Source organism: Stutzerimonas sp. VN223-3, from assembly GCF_045999685.1.
Lineage (GTDB): Bacteria > Pseudomonadota > Gammaproteobacteria > Pseudomonadales > Pseudomonadaceae > Stutzerimonas > Stutzerimonas stutzeri_AR.
Genome location: NZ_RBEC01000001.1, coordinates 1,591,403 through 1,612,917, shown reverse-complemented (window position 1 = coordinate 1,612,917; position 21,515 = coordinate 1,591,403). Strand labels below are relative to the sequence as shown.

Genomic DNA, 21,515 nt, shown 5'->3' with positions numbered 1-21,515 from the left:
CCTGGGTCGAAGATTAGAAAAGGGAAGCCGCGCTAGAGGTCGCGCGGTCCCGTCTCTTTAAATGACCCATGTGAACCGTGGGCGTTCGCGCCGCATATCAGCGAGCTCGGGGATGGCGTAGTGCTTTGGCCCATTCCTGATTACCGCAACGAGGGCAATTGGCCGTCTGCTGACTCTCGATGGCGCTTGGGAAACCGCAGCGCGTACAGGCAAATAGGCCGCTGGAAGGTGCCTGCCGATAAGTCGGTCGATGCTCGGGCGGCAGCACCGGGAGACCCGGTCGTACCGCTTCGGAATCGTTGAAAAAGAGGCTGACATCGCCATCGGTTTCAAGAATGCCGAGGCGGACCTGGCCCAAGTGCTCAACGCCTTGCTGGCGCAGCTCCATGAAGAACTCGTCGGATGATATGTTCAATCTGTCCAGACTGTTCAGCTCATACAACCCATCCTTGATGATCGTAACCGGCTTGCCCTCCATCCAGTTGGAGAGCCGCTCGCTATGGGTCATCGTCAGAACTGTCAGTCTATAAAGCACAAGCAGGGTGACGAAAACCGCTACGATCGGAAGCAGCGGCACGTCCTCGTAGAAAGACACGTCACCGGCTGCCGACCCCAGCGTCAGAATCACCACCAGCTCGAATAGCGATAGCTGCCTAATGCCGCGACGCCCGCTGATCTTCAGGAACAGAAACACTCCAACGAAGGCGAACAGTGCGCGCAGCGCCACTTCCGCGAGGAACAGCAGCGGAAAATCATCAAGCAGCATGCGCTGCCAATCAAAGGGAGTCATCCGGCCTCGCTAGCTAACGTCGATATTCGGTCATGCACCTGGTATGCCCGGTTGCGCTGGCATGGACCAAGCGCTCAGCGGCACCCCATCCTTGCTCAGTTGCAGGCGCGCATTCTCCAGTAGCCCAGCAAGGTGAGTAGGAGCGACGTACTGGGAACGAGCAATGTGGGAAATCGTCAGTATCTCATCGCCCGCCGCGTTGATTACCCGCAACGAAAAGCTGGCGTCTTCGTTATTTGCCTTCGCAGCCGCATGGCAGGGCAGAAAGGCCATCTCGCTGATGCGCATGGCTTCATCCAGTGCGATGTGTTGGGTAGTCATGGTCATCACTCCGCGGTGTTGCGAGAAGCCATCCCATCGGCTGGCGCGACGTCGAATACAAGGTCGATGCCGTCGCCACTGCCATCGCCTACGACCGAGCCCACCACAGGCTTGTGCGTTATTCGGCGGCCTTTGTAGTGCTCGCCCAGCCGCTGCTGGGCGACTTCGCAGACATGCGTGATCAGCCCGGTGAACTGCGCATCTCGGGGAATGATGAATTTCAGCGTGATGCTATGTCCTTCTAGACCCTCCGGCAGGTTTGCCAGTCCGCTGCTGTGCCACTGATCATTGACGTAGGCTTCTGCACCTTTCATGGCTCGCTCCTGGTTATCCACTTATTGCTGGGACCGTAAAACAAGCGAATGGATCAGTTTGAAAGCGGAACCAGGATGCAGGGCGGGATTCGGGTCGTAAACGAAAAAGCCCGGTGCTTGCACAACCGGGCCTTGGCTCATTCACAGCTGGTGCGTTTATTCCGGCATGTGCCATGGGGCGAAGTGGACACCCTGACGGCTCAGATCGGCGCGGGCTTGTTCCAATGACTGGCCAAGTTTGACCGGATCGGAATAGACGCTGCTAGAAAGTTTGCAATGGCCAACCGCGCGGGATTCGCTGCCATCTACAACGGTAATGCTCAGTTCACCATTGCCTTCGAGAAGGGTCCAGGCGACGCACTGGAAGGGCTTGAATGCGCGATCAGTGATGAGAAGGGCGTCGTTGAAACGAAGGGGGCTGTTCATGGGGCATGTCTCTCTGTTTGATACCCAAGGAATCGGATTGAGCCTTGCCGCCAGGCTGCCGGCGTTGGCCTTACATTCCATTGATGTACACAGAGGACTGATAAGTCACATCGAGAGTTCGTCATCCTTCAGTATTTTTGCAATTAGTCGAAGGTATAACATCTGGTGTGCTTCTGTTCGTCATTAAGCCTGTGCTGGATGCCGCGATTTTGCTGGGGCGGCACTATTTTTTTAACGGCGTTTGGTCGCGCATCAAACAAACGGAGAATGTTGTGCCGGCACGCGAGAAACAAACCACTGTAATACAGAAAATGGCCGGGACTTATGTGCCGGCCATTTTGTTTATAACTGCCAGTTACCAGTTATTGAAGCTGAGCGGTATCAACTACCCTGTCACACTTTGAATTGCCGGAGCAGTCGATTCAACTGTTCGGCCAGTTGCCCCAACTGATCGCCAGCTGCGCTCGATTGCTCTGCGGCCAGGGTACTTTCCTGGGCCAGCCCGGCTGCCTGAGTCACGTTCTGATTGATGTCCTCGACTACGTGGGCCTGCTGCAGCGTAGCGCTGGCGATCGACGCGTTGAGGCCGGAAAGGGTGCGCAGTGCTTGGGCGATCTGACCCAGGCTCTCACCCGCCTGGCTGGCTTGTTCGACGGTGGCTTGCGATGCTCGGCTGCTTTCCATGATGACGGTGACCGCGGCACCGGAGTTCTTCTGCAAGCGCTCAATCATCGTGTGGATTTCCGCGGTCGACTGTTGTGTGCGCTGCGCCAACAAGCGGACTTCGTCAGCCACGACGGCGAAACCACGACCTTGCTCGCCAGCACGTGCCGCCTCGATCGCGGCGTTGAGCGCCAGGAGGTTGGTTTGGTCGGCGATCGAACCGATCACCTCGAGAACCGAGCCGATCTTGGTGGTTTCATCTGCCAATGATTGAATCACGCCGACGGCCTCGCCGATGGTTGTCGACAGTTGGTCGATTTGTTGCAGACTGGTTGCGATGCTGCGCTGGCCCTGACCGGCCTGGCTTTCAGCCTCACCGACCTCGTTGGAGGCGTGCTCGGCATTCTTCGCTACTTCCTGCACCGCATAGGTCACTTCGTTGATCGCCGTTGCCACCAGCTCCATTTGCTGCGATTGCTGCTGGCTCTGGTGGTGCGCTTGTCCCGCAAGCCCGCCGAGGGCGTTGGAGGACTTTTCCAGCGATCCGGCGGTCTCGAACAGCTGACTGATAACCGTACGGAGTTTCTGCGTGAAGCTATTGAAATCCCGGCTCAACGTCGTCAGCTCGTCGTTACCCGATACGTCGAGGTCGCGCGTGAGATCAGCTTCGCCGCTGGCGATGTTGGCCATGGCTTGCATGGAATGGCGCAACGGTTGTGTGATGCTGCGAATTAGGATGGCGACCAGCACGGCCATCAGCGCGGCGATGGCCAGCCCGATGATGGAGAAGCGAACAAGGTAGTTCTGAAACTCCGCTTCCACGTCATCGACATAAATGCCTGTGCCGATGATCCAGCCCCAGGGCTTGAACAGCTCAACGTAGGAGACTTTGGGCACGGGATCCTGTTCGCCCGGTTTGGCCCACATATAATCCACCAGACCTGCGCCCTGCAGGCGGGCTATTTTGACCATCTCGTTGAACAGAGCCTTGCCGTTAGGATCCTTAAGATTGGATAGTTCTTTACCTTCCAGCTCCGGCTTCATGGGATGCATGAGCATCGTTGGCGTCATGTCATTGATCCAAAAATAATCGTTCTGGCCGTAGCGCAGCACGCGGATCTGGTCCATGGCGGCCTTTTGTGCCTCGGCGGTACTCAGGGTGCCGCTGGCTTCGAGCTGCTGGTAATAGTCGAGAATGCCGTTGGCCGTCTCGACGATGTTCTGGGTCATGACCTGCTTGCCCTTGTACAGGTCGGTCCGTACTTGCTGAATCATCAACAGGCCGAGGATGAATAGCATGGCGACTGCTACCACCGGGATCAGCCAGAGGCGTTTACTGATCGGGAAGTTTCGTAGCAAATTCATCGGTTTATGAGCTCCTGTTGAGGCTTTATCTTCTTTATTATTTGTACGTTGATATCCGATGGAGCTTGGCGCCATGGTCTGCCCTGATATTTGTCCTGCGGCAGTGGTTGGTTTCATGAGCCCTCGTGTAGCTTTTCGGCAAGTCTCGATAAAAGATGAGGGTGCCGACGTCGAGGCAGTGAATTTAGTTGGTACAAGCGAGTCAGAACAGCGCTCAGATAGCTGTCTGGCATATACCTTGGTTGCATATTCAAATGCGGTGGATTGCACCGCTGATGGGGATTAGATGGATCTTTGGATTGCCTTCCAGGCGTTGATTTTAGGTGTGGTAGAGGGCATCACTGAGTTTCTTCCCATTTCCAGTACGGGACACCAGATCATCGTTGCCGACCTGATCGGTTTTGGCGGCGAGCGGGCACTGGCCTTCAACATCATCATTCAGCTGGGCGCGATCCTGGCGGTGGTGTGGGAGTACCGGCGCAAGATCTTCGATGTGGTGATGGGGTTGCCTAAGGAAAAACAAGCGCAGAAATTCACGGGCAATCTGCTGGTAGCGTTCTTTCCTGCCGTGGTGCTCGGAGTGGCTTTTGCCGATCTTATTCACGAATACTTATTCAATCCGATTACCGTGGCGACTGCGCTGGTCATTGGCGGAGTGGTCATGCTCTGGGCGGAAAAGCGTCAGCACCGCGTTCAGGCAGAAACGGTCGACGACATGCACTGGACCCACGCGTTGAAGGTGGGGTGCGCTCAGTGCCTGGCACTTATTCCCGGCACGTCGCGTTCCGGGGCGACCATCATCGGCGGATTGTTGTTCGGGCTGTCGCGCAAAGCGGCTACCGAGTTCTCTTTCTTCCTGGCGATGCCGACCATGGTTGGCGCGGCGGTCTATTCGGGTTATCAATACCGCGAGCTGTTTCAGCCGAACGACTTTCCAGTGTTTGCGATCGGCTTCGTCACGTCGTTTATCTTTGCAATGATAGCGGTTCGAGCCTTGCTCAAATTTATAGGCAACCATAGTTATGCGGCATTTGCCTGGTATCGAATCATCTTCGGTCTCATCATCCTGGCGACCTGGCAGTTCAGCCTGATTGACTGGAGTACCGCGGCGGGCTGAGCGCGCTGAAAGCTGATTGCTTGAGGGTGCCCCGTGAAGGCTTACGAACATCGATTGCTGCAGATAAATGGCATCACGCTTAGCGTCTACAGCGCCGGGCCGGAACAAGGGCCGGTAGTCTGGCTGCTGCACGGTTTTCCGGAGTGTTGGTATTCGTGGCGGCATCAGGTGCGTGCTCTTGCTGAGGCGGGCTACCGCGTCCTGGTGCCGGAGATGCGTGGCTACGGACAAAGCAGCGCGCCGGATGATGTCGCTGGCTATGACTTGATGACGATATGTGGAGACATCCAGGCCGCGATGGACCTGCTTGGCCATCGCTCGGTGGCGGTGGTAGGCCACGACTGGGGCGCACCGGTTGCCTGGCACCTGGCCCTGCTCGAGCCAGAGCGAGTCCGCGTGGTTGCCGCGATGGCCGTTCCCTACGGCGGACGTCCGAAAAAGCCTGCAATCGACATCATCCGCAGCCAGTTCGCCGATCGCTTCAACTACATCCTCTATTTCCAGCAGCCAGGCGTTGCCGAGGCCGAGCTGGATCATGACATCCCGCGAACCTTGCGAATGATGATGCACAACACCTCGGCAGCCGTGCCCAAGAATTACTTCCTGAAGGACAAGCCGGCCGACAATTCGCTGCATCATGGCATGCAGGATCCCGGCTTGCCGCCAGCCTGGTGCGGTCCGGAAGCATTCGCCATCTATGTCGCTACGTTCGAGGGACGCGGCTTCCGTGGTGCGCTCAACTGGTACCGCAATTTCGAACGCAACTGGGAGCGAACCGCGCCACTGGCCGAACGCAAGATCGGGCAGCCCGCGCTATTTCTGCTAGGTGATAAGGACCCGGTTGGTACGCTGGAAGCGCATACGCTGCAGAAGATGCCCGGCTGGGTACCTGATCTTGAACAGCACATGCTTGGTAGCTGCGGACATTGGGTGCAGAGCGAACAGCCCGAGCAGGTAAACAGGCTGCTGCTCGGCTTTCTTGAGCGTCGCTACACGCCGGTCCAGTAGATATCTGGCGTCTCGTCGCTAGCAGAGTAGGGTTTTAGAATCACCGGCTTTGCCACCGGATCATGTGCCATGGAATTACGCGGTCAGCTGAAAAGCTGGAACGATCAGAAGGGATCCGGCTTTATCCGGCCGGAGCAGGGCGGTGAGGAGATCTTCGCGCACATCTCGAACTGTTCAGTGGCTGGCCGGGTGCGTTGCTCGCTCAGCAGGCATTGCGCCACAAGACCCGCAAGTTGTCGTCCAGTTGGTGTTCTGGTTGATCGTCGTTGCGCATCAGGTGGCGTGGTTCGACTATCTGTATCTCCAGCGACTGTATCGATTGCTGTTGCAGCTGTGAGTATCGGAGGCTGATGTATCGGATACAAAAACGCCCCGGGTTAGCGGGGCGCCTTCTTACCGATACGATCCTCAGATCACGCCGAGGCTGCGCAGGTAATCATCGTAGGTGCCGCTGAAGTCTGTCACGCCGGAATCCGACAGCTCGATGATGCGTGTCGCCAGCGAGCCGACGAACTCTCGGTCATGGCTGACGAAGATCAGCGTGCCCGGATAGTTCTCCAGCGCCAGGTTCAGCGCCTCGATCGATTCCATATCCAGGTGGTTGGTCGGTTCGTCCATCACCAGCACGTTGGGCTTTTTCAGAATCAGCTTGCCGAACAGCATGCGGCCTTGTTCACCACCGGAAATCACCCGAACGGATTTCAGAATCTCGTCGTTGGAGAACAGCATCCGACCGAGCGTGCCGCGTACTACCTGCTCGCCGCCCTGGGTCCACTGACCCATCCAGTCGAACAACGTCACATCGTCTTCGAAGTCGTCGGCGTGGTCCTGTGCGTAGTAGCCGAGCTCGGCGCTCTCGGTCCACTTAACCGAACCGGCATCGGGCTGCAGCTCGCCGACCAGCGTACGCAGCAGAGTAGTTTTGCCAATGCCGTTGGGGCCGATAATGGCGACGCGTTCGCCGGCCTCGACGGTGAAGCTGAAGTTCTTGAACAAAGTCTTGCCGTCGAAGCCCTTGGCCATGTGCTCGACGGTCACGGCCTGGCGGTGCAACTTCTTGGTCTGCTCGAAACGGATGAACGGGCTGACGCGGCTGGACGGTTTGACTTCGGCCAGCTGGATCTTGTCGATCTGCTTGGCGCGCGAAGTAGCTTGCTTGGCCTTCGAGGCGTTGGCAGAGAAGCGGCTGACGAAGGTTTGCAATTCGGCAATCTGCGCCTTCTTCTTCGCGTTATCCGATAGCAACTGTTCACGCGATTGGGTCGCAGCGGTCATGTACTCATCGTAATTGCCTGGGAACAGGCGCAGCTCGCCGTAATCAAGGTCGGCCATGTGCGTGCACACGCTGTTCAGAAAGTGCCGGTCGTGGGAAATGATGATCATGGTGCTGTTACGCGCCGTAAGGATATTTTCCAGCCAGCGAATGGTGTTGATGTCCAGGTGGTTGGTCGGTTCGTCGAGCAGCAACACTTCCGGATCGGAGAACAGCGCCTGCGCCAGCAGCACGCGCAGCTTCCAGCCAGGCGCGACTTCGCTCATTGGCCCGAAATGTTGCTCAAGTGGGATGCCCAAGCCCAGTAGCAATTCGCCGGCGCGAGATTCGGCTGTATAACCATCCATTTCGGCGAAGTCGGTTTCCAGCTCGGCCACCGCCATGCCGTCTTCTTCGCTCATTTCCGGCAGCGAGTAGATGCGCTCACGCTCGGCTTTGACTTTCCACAGCTCCTCGTGACCCATGATCACCGTATCGATGACGTTGAAATCTTCGTAGGCGAACTGGTCCTGACGCAGCTTACCCAGGCGCACGTTGGGTTCGAGCATGACCTGGCCTACCGACGGCTCCAGGTCTCCACCAAGAATTTTCATGAAGGTCGACTTGCCACAACCGTTGGCGCCGATCAGGCCATAGCGATTGCCGTTGCCGAACTTGACGGAGACGTTTTCGAACAGCGGTTTAGCGCCGAACTGCATGGTGATGTTAGCGGTGGAGATCAAAGCCAGTATTCTCGCGGGTTGCAGGGTTTTGGATTTACGCTTGGTCCCGTTTTGGTCCCATTTTTCAGCTTATTCATTTCGTTCCAATCACCTTCGCCATCGATCCAACGAGCGTATCGAGATAGGAGAATTTGTAACGAATGGCCGAGCTGTTTAGCGATGAAAGCAGGTGTCATGCCTGCCATTAAGCACATGGTTGCGTACGTGTGGCGCGCATTGTACGGAGGACGGTAACGAATACCCAGCGCCTTCATGGTCGGTCGCGTTGATGGTGCAGGTCACTGGTCTGCTGAATGAACAATGCGTTCTTGCTTGGAGGGAAGCAGTAGGGGAACTCGGTGACTTTACCTGAGCCCGTCGCACGAGGTTCGGCACTCGCCTTGAAGCGTAAGTAGTCGCCTTGTGTTTGGTAGTTTTCCAGCGCCGGCACTGCGATCGCCTCTAGGGCTTGGGCCAGGTACAGCACCGAAGGTCGTACCGCTAAAAGGAAAAAAGCCAATCGCCCCGCCATGCTAGGCAGGGCGAACTCAGCGTTACCCAGGAGTCATCCGCCCAGGGCCAGCAGAGCCGGCACGGTCAATACGGCGGTGTAGTACCCCATGAACTGGACGCCGATGTTGAAGCCGAGAAAGCGCGAGAGGAAACCTCCGAGTAGTCCTACGGTGAGAATCACCATTAAGCCAAGCAGACCACCTTCCCAGATGCCGATCACCAGAATAAGCCCAACAAAAGTGGCGATGACTGCTTCGTGACTGACTTTGCGCGAGACGAACGATGCCGCCCGGTGTGCAAAATTCATGGAGAACGGGTATGCGATCAAGATGGCAATGATCACGGCCAGCATGCCGTAGCCAAAAAACTCCCACGTACTCATTAACGTATGCAGGTTGTTGATCTCGCCGGTGGCGCTATCGACCGAGAAGCGCGGCGGGGCGTTGAACAACGGGGCGGCAGGACCGGCAGCGACAGGGCTCAACGGCAGGCCAAAGGCGATCAATGGGATCAGCGCCTCGGCGATGTAAGTCGCCTCGGTTACACCGTTGCGCGCAGTAATCACGGTCGTGAGGCGATGGTAGGCGTGCTTGATCCGCGCCCCGATCACTTCGCCCATGATGACTGTCATCGCTACCGGGCTGAAGACGAAGGTTGCACTCGACACTGCGGCCGTGGCTAACGTCATGCCGGTCTGGCGTTTGTCGAGCACCTTAAGCGGGTTCGGAAAGTATCCGCCCCAGCTTTTCACGTCCGGCGACAGTGAAAACACCCGCACGCCGTCACGTTGCATGCGAACGCGCTCCCCTGGAGACATGAGCGCGAACAACGAAGCGATGAGGGGACCAATCGCGATGCCGAGGAAATAACTTACGCCTAGCTTCACCCCATGCTGCGCAGTCAACGTCTGCAGCGCGACGATGACCAGCACGAAGGGCACCAGGGTCAGCACCGAGGCCCAGCGACCTGCCGAGAAGTAGGCGATCAGGAGCGCGGCGCAGAGAAACACCCAAGGCGCAAATTCCTTGATCACATCGCCGAACGGTGCCAGCAGTACCGCGAACAGCACCGACAGCGGCACGGCAACGAGCGCGGCGATGGCACCACCCGAGATCATCTTGCGAAGCGCGATGTGAGGTACGCCGAGTTTTCGCAAGTAATTGGCTTCGGCCATCAATGGCGTGGCCATGGTGTCGCCCGGAATGCCCAGCAAAGCGGTCGGAACCGCGTGGGTCATATGTTTGGCCACCGCGCCTGCAAGAAAGAAGGTGAACACACCCTCCGGCGGGACGCCAAGGAGCACCACCAGTAGGGTCAACGGGGCGAGAGTAGTGGTTTCATCACTCCCGGAAATCAGGCCAATGGCGGCGAACACCACTGCGCCGATAAGTCCCATACCAAAGGCGACGAGGATCTGGTCGAGTAAGCCTTCCATTACGAACGCCCTCCGCTCAGGCTGACTTGAGCGGGTAGCGCATCGATAGGCGAGGGCGCTTCGGTGGCATGCCGGACCTCGGCGGCTTCGGCTTCACGGAACAGGTCATAGAGCGCCAGCTCACGTAGTTCGGCCACTACTTCGGGCGGCAGCTCATCCAGCCGTCCCAGGGTGCCATGCTCTGCCGTCAGATCGGCGAGCACCTGCTGGCGGAACGTCGGGTCGGCCATATGCTCGACGACTTCGCGCTTGGGCTTGAACAGCATGGCGCTGATCACGCCACCGGCTAGACAACCCAGAATGCCGGTCAGCATGGCGTAAGCCCGCGCCATCTGCGGCGACTCGACCAAGCCGAGCAGCAGGTGTTGGGCGAGATAGAAGGTGGCTAGGCTGACGCAGGCGCCAATGATGATTGCCATAACCAGGTGGCGGCTGTTGACAGTGTCACCCCAGACTTCGTAGAGCTCGGGCTTGTTCATAGTGGTGCCTCCGGTCCGGCGAGGCACAGGGCACGCAAGTTGGCCATCGGGTATTGCATGATGCTTCTCCTGCCCTGGTGGGCTTTTGTTGTTATTGGGAAAAACGCGTCAGGTCGGGGTGCGTTCGAGCGTTCGCTCCCGTCTTGCCTTGATTGCCTTCGCTGTACGTGAAGCCGTCCGCCGACCAAGCTCATGGTCGATGAACGTGCCGGTGTCCACCAGCGTGTCCAAGTTCACGCCGGTTTGAATACCCAGGCCATGGAGCAGGTAGACGACGTCCTCCGTTGCGACATTGCCGGTAGCTCCTGGTGAATAGGGGCAGCCGCCAAGCCCGGAGACGGAGCTGTCGAATACCCGAACGCCGGCTTCCAGCGCCGCGTGCAGGTTGGCCACAGCCATGCCGTAGGTATCGTGGAAATGACCGGCGAGTGCGGCGATCGGCATTTCCGAAGCGCAGGCCTCGATCAGGGCTTTGGTCTTGCCCGGCGTGCCGGTGCCGATGGTGTCGCCCAGGCTGACTTCATAGCAGCCCATCTCATACAGCGCGGCACTGACCCGGACAACCTCGGCTATCTCAACGTCGCCGCTGAGGGGGCAACCCAGCGAGCAGGAGACATAGCCACGCACGGCTATGCCCGCTTCCTTGGCTTTGCTGAGGACCGGTTCAAACCGCTCCAGGCTTTCGGCAATGGAACAGTTTATGTTCCGCTGCGAGAAGGCTTCCGAGGCGGCTGCGAACACGGCGACCTCGCGGCAGCCGCTTTCCAATGCCGAGTTCAGGCCTTTCTCGTTGGGTACCAGCGCGCTGTAGGTGACGCTAGGCAACGGAGCGAGGCAGCGCATGATCTCGTCGGAACCTGCCATCCGCGGGACCCAGCGAGGCGAGACGAACGCGCCGACTTCCAAGTGGCGCAGGCCTGCCGCGACGAGCCGCTCGATCAGCCTGACGCGAGTATCCACGGGCAAGGCGCACGGCTCGTTCTGTAAACCATCGCGCGGGCCGACCTCAACCAGCCTGACCGCATCGGTACTCATTGGCCGCGCTTCTCGTTGAGCAGCGCTTCGGCGCGATCCGCGCGTACGTCCTTGGCCTCGACCATGCGCTTGACCACCCAATCGACCTCATCACCGCGAGCACCGGCTGACAACGCGATGTTGCGAGCGTGCAGCGCCATGTGGCCGCGCTGGATTCCTTCGGTAGACAGCGCCCGCAGAGCGCCCAAGTTCTGCGCCAGGCCAATGGCGACGGCAATCTCAGCGAGCTCCTGGGCGGTCTTCACGCCCAGGATGCGCAGGGAAAGCTGCGCCAGGGGATGGGTCTTGGTTGCGCCGCCCACCAGGCCCAGCGGCATGGGCATCTCGATGGTGCCGACAAGATGGCCGCTGCCGTCCTTTTCCCAGGTCGTCAGCGAGCCGTAGTGCCCGTTGCGACAGGCATAGGCATGCGCGCCTGCTTCCACTGCGCGCCAATCGTTGCCGGTAGCGACTACCAGTGGGTCAATGCCGTTCATGATGCCCTTGTTGTGGGTCGCGGCCCGGTACGGGTCAATCGCGGCGAACGTATAGGCGTCGATGATGCCCTCAATCACATCTGCCCCGTTGTAGTCGGCGGTGTTCAGCTGTTCGGGTGCGATACGCACCTGGGCACGCGCCAGGCGCAAGTCGGCCAGGTTAGAAAGGATGCGAAGGCGCACCTTGCCGCCGGTGAGCTGCTCCATCAAAGGTGCCACGGCCTCGGCCATGGTATTAACCGTGTTGGCGCCCATGGCGTCGCGTACGTCGACGATCAGGTGTGCGACGAGCATCGGACCCCGTGGGCTCTCGATAAAGGTATGCACCTCGATGTCCCGGCAGCCGCCGCCCAGCTTGTTCAGTAACTGGTCCTTGCTGTTGGCCAGGGCAACGATCTCCTCCTTGTTGCGCAGCAGGCTGAGGCGCGCGTTGTAGGGGTCATCCACGCCCACGATCTGGACCTGGGCGCGCATGAGCGGCGCACTGCTGGAGGTGAGGAACCCACCGGTTGGGCGCGCCAGCTTCGCCATGAATGAAGCCGCAGCGACGATGGACGGCTCCTCGACCACCAGCGGGATCAGGATGTCGCGACCATTGATTTGGAAGTTGCTGGCGATGGCGTAAGGCAACTCGAATTTGCCAACCACGTTTTCGATCATGCCTTCGGCAATCTCGAGCGGCAGCGCGCCGGCGTCACGCAGCAGGGCAGTGTCCGCTTCGGACAAAGTGAGCAACTGCTGAAGGTGTTCAAGACGCTGGGCAGGGGAGAGGTTTCGGAATTGGGACACGCGGGAGTCAACGGACATCAGGGCGCTCCTCAGGGAGTCAGTTGTTGTTGGATGCGTCAACGGTAGCCCCATCTGTATCCTTGAAAGAAGGTACAGTTTCGCGAGACAGTTCGAGCCTGCACCCTCACCGGAACTCCACCATGGCTCGTCAGACGCTTGCGCAAAAAGTTGCCGCTGCCATTGCGCAGCAGATAGCCGATGGCGCTTTCAAGGCCGGGGACAAGCTGCCTTCGCTGCGCGAGTACATGCGCCTGCACCGGTATTCGAAAAACACGGTCATCACCGCCTATGAGCACCTGGCTTCGCAAGGGTTGGTCGAGGGCCGCCATGGCCGCGGCTTCTTTGTCTGCGACGTGCCGGCGATCAGCACGGAGGACGATGAGTCGGAGCCTTATACCCGCGCGCTCGACACAATCTGGATGATGCGCCAGCAGTTCGTGCGCGAACCGGGTCACTCGCATCTAGGTGAAGGATTCCCGCCGGTGGAGTGGCTGATGGATATGCGCCTGGACAAGTTTCACCGTCAGGTGGTGAGGGGAGGAGTCACAACCCTGTTTCGCTATGGCACGCGTCTTGGCAATCCAGGGCTGCGCCAACGGCTGATTCAAAAGCTCGCAGACTACGCGATCACCGTCTCGCCAAGGCAGGTCGTCACGACTCTCGGCGCGAACCACGGGATGGATCTGATCATTCGCCGCTATGTGATGCCGCGCGACGTCGTGCTGGTGGAGGACCCGGGTTACTACCCTCTGTTCGGCAAGTTGCAGCTGCAAGGCGCGCGCATGCTCGGGGTGCCTCGCCAAGCGGACGGCCCTGACCTGGACGCACTGGAGCGTATACTCAAGCGGCACAAACCCAAGTTGTTCTTTCTGCAGTCCATTGGGCATAACCCTACTGGGTCCGACCTCTCGCCAGCCAAGGCGCATCGACTGCTACAGATCGCCGATATCCATGACCTGCTCATCGTAGAAAACGATGCCATGGCCGACTTCAAGCCAAGCTCGTCGGTCAAGCTCTCGGCCCTGGATCAACTGAGCCGCACGCTGTATCTGGGGAGCTTTTCAAAATCGATCTCAGCGGCACTGCGGGTCGGTTTTATCGCCGGCAGCAAACAGCGCATCGAGGAACTGGCCGACCTGAAGATGCTCCTGCACAACAGCGGCGCCGAATACAGCGAACGCACCATTGACGTGATCCTGGGGGAAGGGCACTTCCTCAGACACCTGGCGCGCCTGCAGGATCGGCTCCGGGATGCCACACGTCGCGGACTGGAAATCCTCGATGAACTGGATGCCGAAGTTTTCTGCCGTCCAGAACAGAGCCTCTATCTCTGGGCCCGTTTTCCCGGTGTCGATGACACCAACGACCTGACCCGCCACTGTCTGAGCAAAGGCGTAATGCTCGCCCCTGGTTCGATCTTCGCTGTAAACCGTAACGTTCCCGTCCCCTGGACGCGTCTCAACGTGGCGTACCTGGACGATCCGGCCTTCCGTGAAAGTTTGAAAACCTAAAAGCCCTGACCGCTTTCAACGATGAGGCGCACCGGTAATCGGCAAGGCAAATGCATGCCGGCGTAGCGCGTTCGTGAAGCTAGTGTTCTGTCGTGTCAGGGCTTCCGTCTGGTTACCGGTGCAATACGGTTCGGTAGCAGCGGCCGAGCAGCGCGACTACGTTTGCGCTTCGGCCCTGATGAAGTCAACGAACGCCCGCAACGGCGAAGGGATATGACGACGTCCGTGGTAGTACAGGAAAGGACCGTCGAAGTGCTGCCACCAATCTTCGAGGATGGGCACCAGCCTCCCGTCGGCCAGCTCTTCGCGCAAGAATTCCTCAAAGGTGTAGACGATACCGAGGCCGGCTACGGCGCCACGGATCTTGAGATCGTGGCAGGACGTGAGCAGTTGGCTGCGCGGCGGGATTCGAAACGTCAGGCCGTCCTTCTCGAACTCGAATATACCGACCTTACCGCTTTCGAAGCGGTGGCCCAGCAGTTCGTGGTCTTCCAGTTCGGCAGGATGAAACGGTGTGCCTCGTGCGGCCAGGTAAGCTGGCGCGGCGGCGGCAACAAAGCGCTGGCGCCGAGGGCCGATCGGCACGGCGATCATGTCCTTGGCCAGGCTTTCCTCGTAGCGTACCCCTGCGTCGTAGCCCGCAGCGATGACGTCTATAAAGGTGTTTTCCATCATGACCTCGACATTCACGCCGGGGTAGAGCTTCAGGAAGCGCGTCAGCAGATCCGGCAGCATGTAACGCGCTACGGGAACCGGGACATTCAGTTTGATTGTTCCGACCGGGCGATGCGCGTCGTCATCCAGATCATTGAAGGCAGACTGAATTTCAAGCAGGGCAGGGCGCAGGCGCTCGAGCAAGCGCTCACCGGCAGCTGTCGCGGTCACGCAGCGTGTGGTGCGGTTAAGCAGCCGCACGCCTATATCGCTTTCAAGGCGGCGTACGCAGTCGCTCAACGAAGAGGCGGACATTCCACGCTTCTGCGCGGCGGCTCGAAAGCCGCCGGCTTCAACAACGGATGCGAACAAGGCGACGTCACTTAGATTGGGCTGGCGCATGAAGCCTCCACTTGGTTGAAGGCAACTGTACGCTGCGCCGTACGGGTCATCCAGAAAAGATCGGATTATCACATCGCTGTCGTACAGAAATAATCGACTCTCCTCCGGCATTGCCGGTTTCAACAGAGGGTTCAGCTATGTGGAACAGCACCGAAACGCCCCCAGCGGGCTCCCAACGAAGCACCAGCCGATTCCTGGCCCTAGCGCGCACACTGACCGCGGGCGTCGCGCTTGTAGGGGGCATGAGCATTGAGGCCTCCGGTCGCGTTGCGCCGAAACCGGACTGGACCGCAAGCGACATACCTCCGCAGGCGGGTCGCATTATCCTGATCACCGGTGGTACCAGTGGCATGGGATTCGAGGATGCGCTGGCACTCTCGCGTGCCGGCGCTGAGGTCATCATTGCCGCTCGCAACCCTGAGCGCGGCGCACAGGCCATCGCTCGGATTCAGGAGTCGGTGCCCGATGCAAAGGTGGTATTCGAGGCAGTGGATCTGGCCAACCTTTCCTCCGTACGTGGCCTGGCCGAGCGTCTCAAACATCGGCTGCCGCGTCTCGACGTGCTGATCAACAATGCCGCCATCATGGCGCCGCCCGAGCGCGGTACCTCCGCCGACGGCTTCGAGCTTCAGCTGGCAACCAATTACCTGGGACACTTCGCCCTGACCGGCCTGCTGGTGCCGTTGCTGCGTGAAAGCCAAGATGCCCGAGTGGTCAGTCTCTCAAGCATTGCCGCCGCTCGCGCAGAGCTGAACTTCGAAGACCTGCAGGCCGAGCAGGCATACAACCCCTACACCACTTACGCGCAGTCGAAGCTCGCTGTTCTGCATTGGACCTTTGCGTTACAGCGGCGCAGCGAGGCTGCAGGCTGGGGCATCCGCAGCATCGCGGCGCATCCTGGTGTCGCCGTGACCGAGCTGATCGCACGCGGCCCAGGCTTGAACAGCCAATTCGGTCAGCAATGGGCCGAGGACCGTGACGAGTACCACTCAGCGGCTCAGGGCGCTTTGTCCACGCTGTATGCGGCCACCGCTCCTGAGGCCATTGGCGGTGCCTACTACGGCCCGACCGGAGATGAGGAAAAGCGCGGTCCGCTGGGCTTCGCCAAGACCCCACCGGCAGCCACCGCTGAGGCGGAGGCCGAGCGGCTCTGGGTCGTCTCCGAGCAGCTCACGGGTGTCGCCTATCCCTGATGCAACCGGGGCACGGATGCTGTCCCGTGCCCACTCATCTGCAATGTCTCCTTTAGGAGCTTCCATGAACACGTCTTCCCACCTGCACCGGCTGAGCGTCGCTCTCAACGCCCGTGACCATGAGCTGCGCCCGGCATTGTCCGGGTTCCTTCTATTCCTCTGCCTTTTCGCGGGCTACTTCATGCTGCGTCCGATACGCGAATCAATGGGCATCGCGGCGGGCATCGAAAATCTGCAGTGGCTGTTCACCGTGACCTTTCTGGTCATGCTGGCGGCCGTTCCGCTGCTCACCTGGCTCAGCTCTCGGGTACCTCGCCGGCATTTCGTCGATTGGGTGTACGGCTTTTTCGGCATCAACCTTCTGGTGTTCGTTGTGCTGTTTCAGCTCCAGCCCGATAGCACCTGGTTGGCGCGCGTTTTTTATGTATGGATATCGGTCTACAACCTGTTCGTTGTGTCTGTGGCCTGGAGCCTGATGGCAGACGTGTTCGACAGCGAGCAGGCCAAACGCCTGTTTGCCTTCATTGCAGCCGGCGCCAGCGTTGGCGGCCTGCTGGGGCCAGCCCTGAGCGCAGCGCTTATCGGCTCTATTGGCACGTCCGGGCTGATGTTGCTGGCGGCTCTATTGCTCGGTCTGGCGTTGGTTTTGAAGCAAGTACTGATGCGATGGCGTGAAGATGGCGGCGCCGGCAGGCCAGGCGCGGAGCCGACGGAAAACCCCCGCCAGCCATTGCCCGGTAATCCGTTCAGCGGGTTGACGGCGGTGCTCAGGTCGCCTTATCTGCTGGGGATCGCCGGGTTCGTGGTGCTGCTGGCGACGGTCACTACCTTTCTCTACTTCGAGCAAGCTCGCTTGGTTGCCGAGCGTTTCCCCGATCGCGAGGCGCAGGTCAGAGTCTTCGGCATCATTGACTTCATCGTGCAGGCAGGCGCTTTGCTGTCCCAGCTGTTCATTACTGGCCGCATCGCGCAAAAGGTCGGTGTGCGTGTGCTGCTGGCGATCGTGCCGATGCTCATGTGTATCGGGTTTGTCGGCCTCGCACTGGCGCCCGGATTTGCCCTGCTTGCGGCGGTAATGATCGTGCGACGAATCGGTGAGTACGCATTCGTCCGCCCCGGAAGAGAGATGCTGTTTGCGCCGTTGGACGCCGAGAGCAAATACAAGGCCAAGAACTTCATCGACACAGTGGTCTATCGAGGCGGAGATGCCGTCAGCGGCTGGGCTAAAAGTCTGCTCGACATGCTCGGGCAGGGTAACAGTCTGGCTGCGCTGATCGGTGCGGCTTGCGCGCTCCTGTGGGCCTATCTTGGATGGCAACTCGGGATGCGGGCCGATCATGGACAGGAGCCCAGGCCAGTTACCTCCGGTGCCGTCGGAGCCTGAAGCTCGAGAGCTCGCTGCCATTTTCTCCGGCAGAAAACCAACAGCTGCACGCGGAGTTGTTGTCATCCGTGCGCGGCGTGCGCAGGAGTCGGCAACCATCTGATCGTTTGCTGACGTAGACGTCGTGCATGGCACGCCTAACTACCTCAAATTCGCCAACCTCCAAGCCCGCCGTCCGGACAAAAGAAAGGAGATATGGCTGCCCGTTGCGCTTTTCCAACTGATTACATACGGCGTAGCGTTGTTGCTGTGACCTGATGGTGGCAATAGGCCGGCTTATAGAGCCGGAAAAGGTGGTTTGTCTAGTCTTATAGCTGCCATTTTTTCTTAAAAAAACATTGACAAGAATTTTTATGCACATACGACAAGGCCCGACCACAACACCCTTTCAGGGCGTTTCCTCTGTTTGGCTGTCTTGACTTAAGTGACTGATTTATAACGTGTAAATGCTATTGGGTAAAAACTCGCCGATCTGTTCCTAAGCCGCGCCAGTCGGGCCTTTGGGCGAGTCATCCCAGTTATGTTCACAGCGTTATCCACAGCTTCTGTGGATAACATATAAAGCCCCGATACAATGGGCTTTGAGGCTCCACTGCCCGGGCAAAGCTCGACTGGATCGCGACGAAAAGCGGCTTTCCACCTAGGTCTGGCGATGCGAACTATGAACAACCGTCGCAGAGCGCGGCGCAATCTTGACAACAGCGGAACGCTCCGTTCAGAGTGTTATGGTATAACATCTGAATCGGAAGCGTTATGAGCAGTAGGAAGGTTTCAGCAGGTTTTATCGGGATGGCAGTAGCGACTGGCATCGGCGCTATGCCTGCGATGGCGCAGGACGCAGAAACGGCAGTTCTGGAAGAGGTTGTGGTCACGGCCGAACGAGAGCAGAGAGACGCCGCTGCGGGGTATCGAGCCAGACGTTCGATAAGCGCAACCAAGACGGACAGCCCGCTGGAGGAAATCCCGCAAGCGGTCAGCGTCATTCCCGACACGGTGCTTGAGGATCTAGATAGCCCGCGCATCGAAAAGGCCTTGGACTTCGCTGGCGGTGTGGCGCGTCAGAACGACTTTGGCGGCCTGACCATGTACGAATACAGCATCCGCGGACTGACCACCTCGGAATTCTACAAGGACGGTTTTAGCGTCAACCGTGGTCACATGAATCCGCAAGACGCTTCCAACGTTGAGCGCATCGATGTTCTCAAAGGGCCAGCGTCCAGTCTCTACGGCCGCGGTGATCCCGGCGGCACCATCAACATCGTCAGCAAGCGTCCCCAGAACGACCAATTTGCACGTCTGGATTTGAGCGCTGGCCGCTGGGACCGGTATCGCAGCAGCCTGGACGTGAACACTCCGCTGGATGATGAGGGCGAGATGCTCTATCGCATGAATCTCGCGGTGGAGGACAACCAGAGTTTCCGGGATTACCGTTCCGGCGACCGCCAGTTCATCGCACCGGCTTTCAGTTGGGAGCTGACGCCGCAGACCCGCCTTCTCGTACAAGCCGAGGTCATTCGCAACAGTCAGGTGTTCGACCGCGGTGTGGTGGCGCCGAACGACCGGCTCGGCAACGTCTCACGCTCGACCTTCCTGGGGGAGCCCGAAGACGGTGATATTCAAAACAACAATGAGAGCCTGCAGGCCGAGATCGAACATGACCTGAATGCCAGCTGGACGGTCCGTCTCGCCAGCCATTACAAGCAGGGCCGCCTGAACGGTGGCGCCACCGAGGCGAGCAGCTTCGCTGATGCTCGAACGATCAACCGCGAGTACCGCTACCGAGACTTCGACTGGCAAGACAGCATCACCCAGCTGGAACTGCGCGGCTTGGTCTACACCGGTAGTGTCGAACACAACCTGCTGATCGGCACCGAGTACGAGCGCTATGCGAAGAACGAGCGGCTGCTACGCTCAAATCCGGTGTCACAGATCGATATCTATCAGCCGGTGTACGGCCAGCCGCGGCCACCGTTCAGTGTGGGGCTCAATGGACGCAGCACCGATCGGCACGAGCTGGTCCATTCCCGTTCGCTGAACTTGCAGGACCAGATGCGTTTCACCGAAAAGCTCTTCGGTGTCATCGGTGCTCGCTACGACCACTATGAACATCGCCTGGATAACGAAGTAAGCGGCACGCGCACCGAGCAGACTCACGAAAAGCTGACCCCGCGTATCGGCGCGCTGTATCAGTTAACGCCCAATATTGGCGTGTTTGCCAACGCCTCCCAGTCATTCAAGCCAAATGGCGGCGCGGACGCGTCCGGCGCGGCTTTCGACCCAGAAGAAGGTCTGGGTTACGAGGCCGGCTTCAAGCTGGATTTACTCGACAGCCGTCTCGGCATGACGGTCGCCGCTTTTCATCTGACCAAGGAAAACGTGCTCACCGCCGACCCTGGCGACACGACCTATCAGGTCGCAGCCGGTGAAGTGCGTAGCCGCGGTATTGATTTTCAGCTAACCGGTCAGTTGAGCGATCAGATTCGCGTCATTGGCGCCTACGCCTATGTCGATGCCGAAGTTACCGAGGACAACACCCTGGCGCGCGGAAGCCGCCTGCTCAACGTGCCTGAGCACAGCGGCAGCCTGCTTGGCGTTTACGAATTTCTCGATGGCGGGTTGCGAGGGCTTGAGCTGGGCGGCGGGGTGAACTACGTCGGCGAGCGATCCGGCAACGTCTCGGACAGCGGCTTCGAACTGCCGGGTTACACCACTGTGGATCTGCTGGCGCGCTACAAGGCTACGGAAGACTTGACCTTGGGCGTGAACCTCAACAACGCGTTCGACCGCACTTACTACGAGCGCTCTTACAGCAATGTCTGGGTGATGCCGGGTGAGCCGCGCAACCTCAGTCTGAGCCTGTCGTTGAATCTGTAATGCCTGACCCGGCTCGGTCCACGAACCGGATACCAATCCCCATTTATAGGAAGAAGAAATGAGCAAGCAACACGCGAAAATAACCGCTGCACTGATCACGATGCTGATGGCAGGTCAAGCTTGGGCCCACGGGATGTGGACGGAGGAACGGCGCGGCAACATCGAGGTCATTTACGGCCACGGCGCCGAGGACAACGCCTATGACGCGAAGAAGATTTCCGGAGCCTGGGCGACCAACCTGTCCGGCGGGAGAATACCCGTCACAGTCGAGCGGCTCGACGATCATGCCCGTCTTCAGCCTTTGGATGACGCAGCGGTGATCAGCGTGGCGCTGGACAACGGCTACTGGACGCAAGCCGCGGACAAAAAGTGGCTGAACGTCGGTGAAACCCAAGTGCCGGGTGCATTGGACTCCGGTCGCTATTACAAATACAGCCTGGCGGTTCTGAAGGAAGGTGCGCAATTACCCGCGCTGGACAAGCTCAAGCTGGTCATCGTGCCGCAGCGGGATCCGCTTGCGGTCGACGTCGGTGACGAGCTGGAGGTGCAGGTACTGGTGGACGGAAAAGCCACAGAAGGCATCGATCTGATCGGCGACTACATCAACGACCCGGAAAAAGTTGTCGCCACCACTGATCAACAGGGCAGGGCGCGAATCCCAGTGCGCAACCGGGGCCTGAACGTGATCGCGGCAGCGACCACGGTCGACAGTGACGATCCGGACGCACGCGTGCGCGGTATGTTCTCGTCGCTGACCTTCGTCAGCGCCGATCACAAACACTGATTGCAAGC

At 59.2% G+C, this 21,515-nt stretch carries 19 protein-coding genes and 3 pseudogenes; 10 read left to right on the top strand and 12 right to left on the bottom strand.

Going from position 1 to position 21,515, the window contains the following annotated elements:
• Positions 1 to 97: 97 nt before the first annotated feature.
• From D7241_RS07220 to D7241_RS07205, 4 genes are all read right to left on the bottom strand, one after another.
• Entirely contained in the window at positions 98 to 790 is a 693-nt protein-coding gene (locus tag D7241_RS07220) for a DUF421 domain-containing protein (RefSeq protein WP_408100926.1), read from the bottom strand.
• A gap of 30 nt (positions 791 to 820) precedes the next feature.
• A complete protein-coding gene (locus D7241_RS07215; RefSeq protein ID WP_408100925.1) occupies positions 821 to 1,111 on the bottom strand; it encodes a hypothetical protein in 291 nt (96 codons plus the stop codon).
• Positions 1,112 to 1,116: 5 nt separating this feature from the next.
• On the bottom strand, positions 1,117 to 1,425 hold the full coding sequence (locus D7241_RS07210; protein WP_255976191.1) for a hypothetical protein: 309 nt from the start codon (positions 1,423 to 1,425) through the stop codon (positions 1,117 to 1,119).
• Between the two features lie 156 nt (positions 1,426 to 1,581).
• Positions 1,582 to 1,851, bottom strand: coding sequence for a hypothetical protein (locus D7241_RS07205; RefSeq protein ID WP_408100924.1), 270 nt, complete (start codon positions 1,849 to 1,851; stop codon positions 1,582 to 1,584).
• A 167-nt stretch (positions 1,852 to 2,018) separates the two neighbouring features.
• Between D7241_RS07205 and D7241_RS07200 the strand changes: the two genes are divergently transcribed.
• Positions 2,019 to 2,255, top strand: coding sequence for a hypothetical protein (locus tag D7241_RS07200; protein ID WP_408100923.1), 237 nt, complete (start codon positions 2,019 to 2,021; stop codon positions 2,253 to 2,255).
• Here the strand turns inward: D7241_RS07200 and D7241_RS07195 are convergent.
• A complete protein-coding gene (locus D7241_RS07195) occupies positions 2,245 to 3,879 on the bottom strand; it encodes a methyl-accepting chemotaxis protein (protein ID WP_408100922.1) in 1,635 nt (544 codons plus the stop codon). The two genes, D7241_RS07200 and D7241_RS07195, sit on opposite strands and share 11 nt — an antisense overlap.
• Before the next feature lie 286 nt (positions 3,880 to 4,165).
• Here D7241_RS07195 and D7241_RS07190 point away from each other — a divergent pair, with 286 nt between their 5' ends.
• From D7241_RS07190 to D7241_RS07175, 4 genes and pseudogenes are all read left to right on the top strand, one after another.
• Positions 4,166 to 4,996: an undecaprenyl-diphosphate phosphatase gene (locus D7241_RS07190; RefSeq protein WP_408100921.1), complete on the top strand. Its 831-nt coding sequence runs from the start codon at positions 4,166 to 4,168 to the stop codon at positions 4,994 to 4,996.
• Between the two features lie 33 nt (positions 4,997 to 5,029).
• Entirely contained in the window at positions 5,030 to 6,004 is a 975-nt protein-coding gene (locus tag D7241_RS07185; RefSeq protein ID WP_408100920.1) for an alpha/beta fold hydrolase, read from the top strand.
• A 69-nt stretch (positions 6,005 to 6,073) separates the two neighbouring features.
• Positions 6,074 to 6,136: pseudogene (locus tag D7241_RS07180) on the top strand (hypothetical protein); the annotation flags it as partial.
• 32 nt (positions 6,137 to 6,168) lie between these two features.
• Positions 6,169 to 6,341: pseudogene (locus D7241_RS07175) on the top strand (DUF1294 domain-containing protein); the annotation flags it as partial.
• A 71-nt stretch (positions 6,342 to 6,412) separates the two neighbouring features.
• Here the strand turns inward: D7241_RS07175 and D7241_RS07170 are convergent.
• From D7241_RS07170 to D7241_RS07145, 6 genes and pseudogenes are all read right to left on the bottom strand, one after another.
• On the bottom strand, positions 6,413 to 7,999 hold the full coding sequence (locus tag D7241_RS07170) for an ABC-F family ATPase (RefSeq protein ID WP_408100919.1): 1,587 nt from the start codon (positions 7,997 to 7,999) through the stop codon (positions 6,413 to 6,415).
• A pseudogene (locus tag D7241_RS07165) lies at positions 7,996 to 8,372 on the bottom strand (site-specific integrase); the annotation flags it as partial. The pseudogene D7241_RS07165 and the gene D7241_RS07170, both read right to left, overlap by 4 nt.
• A 171-nt stretch (positions 8,373 to 8,543) precedes the next feature.
• Complete coding sequence (locus D7241_RS07160; protein ID WP_408100918.1) at positions 8,544 to 9,926, bottom strand: tripartite tricarboxylate transporter permease; 1,383 nt, start codon at positions 9,924 to 9,926, stop codon at positions 8,544 to 8,546.
• Positions 9,926 to 10,405: a hypothetical protein gene (locus D7241_RS07155; protein ID WP_408100917.1), complete on the bottom strand. Its 480-nt coding sequence runs from the start codon at positions 10,403 to 10,405 to the stop codon at positions 9,926 to 9,928. Before D7241_RS07155 ends, D7241_RS07160 begins: the two co-directional genes overlap by 1 nt.
• 108 nt (positions 10,406 to 10,513) lie before the next feature.
• Entirely contained in the window at positions 10,514 to 11,440 is a 927-nt protein-coding gene (locus D7241_RS07150) for a hydroxymethylglutaryl-CoA lyase (RefSeq protein ID WP_408100916.1), read from the bottom strand.
• Complete coding sequence (locus D7241_RS07145; RefSeq protein ID WP_408100915.1) at positions 11,437 to 12,723, bottom strand: hydroxymethylglutaryl-CoA reductase, degradative; 1,287 nt, start codon at positions 12,721 to 12,723, stop codon at positions 11,437 to 11,439. Before D7241_RS07145 ends, D7241_RS07150 begins: the two co-directional genes overlap by 4 nt.
• A 122-nt stretch (positions 12,724 to 12,845) precedes the next feature.
• Here D7241_RS07145 and D7241_RS07140 point away from each other — a divergent pair, with 122 nt between their 5' ends.
• Positions 12,846 to 14,216 carry a PLP-dependent aminotransferase family protein gene (locus tag D7241_RS07140; RefSeq protein ID WP_408100914.1) on the top strand — a complete coding sequence of 457 codons (1,371 nt, stop codon included), beginning with the start codon at positions 12,846 to 12,848 and terminating at the stop codon, positions 14,214 to 14,216.
• A 156-nt stretch (positions 14,217 to 14,372) separates the two neighbouring features.
• Here the strand turns inward: D7241_RS07140 and D7241_RS07135 are convergent, their stop codons facing one another.
• Positions 14,373 to 15,272 (bottom strand): LysR family transcriptional regulator, encoded by a 900-nt coding sequence (locus D7241_RS07135; RefSeq protein ID WP_408100913.1) that lies wholly within the window; start codon positions 15,270 to 15,272, stop codon positions 14,373 to 14,375.
• A gap of 242 nt (positions 15,273 to 15,514) precedes the next feature.
• On the opposite strand from D7241_RS07135, the gene D7241_RS07130 reads away from it, so the two are divergent.
• From D7241_RS07130 to D7241_RS07115, 4 genes are all read left to right on the top strand, one after another.
• Positions 15,515 to 16,465 (top strand): oxidoreductase, encoded by a 951-nt coding sequence (locus D7241_RS07130; RefSeq protein WP_408100912.1) that lies wholly within the window; start codon positions 15,515 to 15,517, stop codon positions 16,463 to 16,465.
• A gap of 64 nt (positions 16,466 to 16,529) precedes the next feature.
• On the top strand, positions 16,530 to 17,849 hold the full coding sequence (locus tag D7241_RS07125; RefSeq protein WP_408100911.1) for an NTP/NDP exchange transporter: 1,320 nt from the start codon (positions 16,530 to 16,532) through the stop codon (positions 17,847 to 17,849).
• A 789-nt stretch (positions 17,850 to 18,638) separates the two neighbouring features.
• Entirely contained in the window at positions 18,639 to 20,723 is a 2,085-nt protein-coding gene (locus tag D7241_RS07120; RefSeq protein WP_408101204.1) for a TonB-dependent siderophore receptor, read from the top strand.
• Positions 20,724 to 20,781: 58 nt separating this feature from the next.
• Positions 20,782 to 21,507 carry a DUF4198 domain-containing protein gene (locus tag D7241_RS07115; RefSeq protein ID WP_408100910.1) on the top strand — a complete coding sequence of 242 codons (726 nt, stop codon included), beginning with the start codon at positions 20,782 to 20,784 and terminating at the stop codon, positions 21,505 to 21,507.
• The last annotated feature ends 8 nt before the right edge of the window (positions 21,508 to 21,515 follow it).

Coding starts and splice junctions, on each gene's coding strand:
- D7241_RS07130 (WP_408100912.1), top strand. CDS start 15,515: ATGAGCATTGAGGCCTCCGGTCGCGTTGCGCCGAAACCGGACTGGACC.
- D7241_RS07115 (WP_408100910.1), top strand. CDS start 20,782: ATGAGCAAGCAACACGCGAAAATAACCGCTGCACTGATCACGATGCTG.
- D7241_RS07140 (WP_408100914.1), top strand. CDS start 12,846: ATGGCTCGTCAGACGCTTGCGCAAAAAGTTGCCGCTGCCATTGCGCAG.
- D7241_RS07145 (WP_408100915.1), bottom strand. CDS start 12,723: ATGTCCGTTGACTCCCGCGTGTCCCAATTCCGAAACCTCTCCCCTGCC.
- D7241_RS07125 (WP_408100911.1), top strand. CDS start 16,530: ATGAACACGTCTTCCCACCTGCACCGGCTGAGCGTCGCTCTCAACGCC.
- D7241_RS07210 (WP_255976191.1), bottom strand. CDS start 1,425: ATGAAAGGTGCAGAAGCCTACGTCAATGATCAGTGGCACAGCAGCGGA.
- D7241_RS07190 (WP_408100921.1), top strand. CDS start 4,166: ATGGATCTTTGGATTGCCTTCCAGGCGTTGATTTTAGGTGTGGTAGAG.
- D7241_RS07220 (WP_408100926.1), bottom strand. CDS start 790: ATGACTCCCTTTGATTGGCAGCGCATGCTGCTTGATGATTTTCCGCTG.
- D7241_RS07150 (WP_408100916.1), bottom strand. CDS start 11,440: ATGAGTACCGATGCGGTCAGGCTGGTTGAGGTCGGCCCGCGCGATGGT.
- D7241_RS07160 (WP_408100918.1), bottom strand. CDS start 9,926: ATGGAAGGCTTACTCGACCAGATCCTCGTCGCCTTTGGTATGGGACTT.
- D7241_RS07195 (WP_408100922.1), bottom strand. CDS start 3,879: ATGAATTTGCTACGAAACTTCCCGATCAGTAAACGCCTCTGGCTGATC.
- D7241_RS07135 (WP_408100913.1), bottom strand. CDS start 15,272: ATGCGCCAGCCCAATCTAAGTGACGTCGCCTTGTTCGCATCCGTTGTT.
- D7241_RS07215 (WP_408100925.1), bottom strand. CDS start 1,111: ATGACTACCCAACACATCGCACTGGATGAAGCCATGCGCATCAGCGAG.
- D7241_RS07155 (WP_408100917.1), bottom strand. CDS start 10,405: ATGAACAAGCCCGAGCTCTACGAAGTCTGGGGTGACACTGTCAACAGC.
- D7241_RS07205 (WP_408100924.1), bottom strand. CDS start 1,851: ATGAACAGCCCCCTTCGTTTCAACGACGCCCTTCTCATCACTGATCGC.
- D7241_RS07120 (WP_408101204.1), top strand. CDS start 18,639: ATGGCAGTAGCGACTGGCATCGGCGCTATGCCTGCGATGGCGCAGGAC.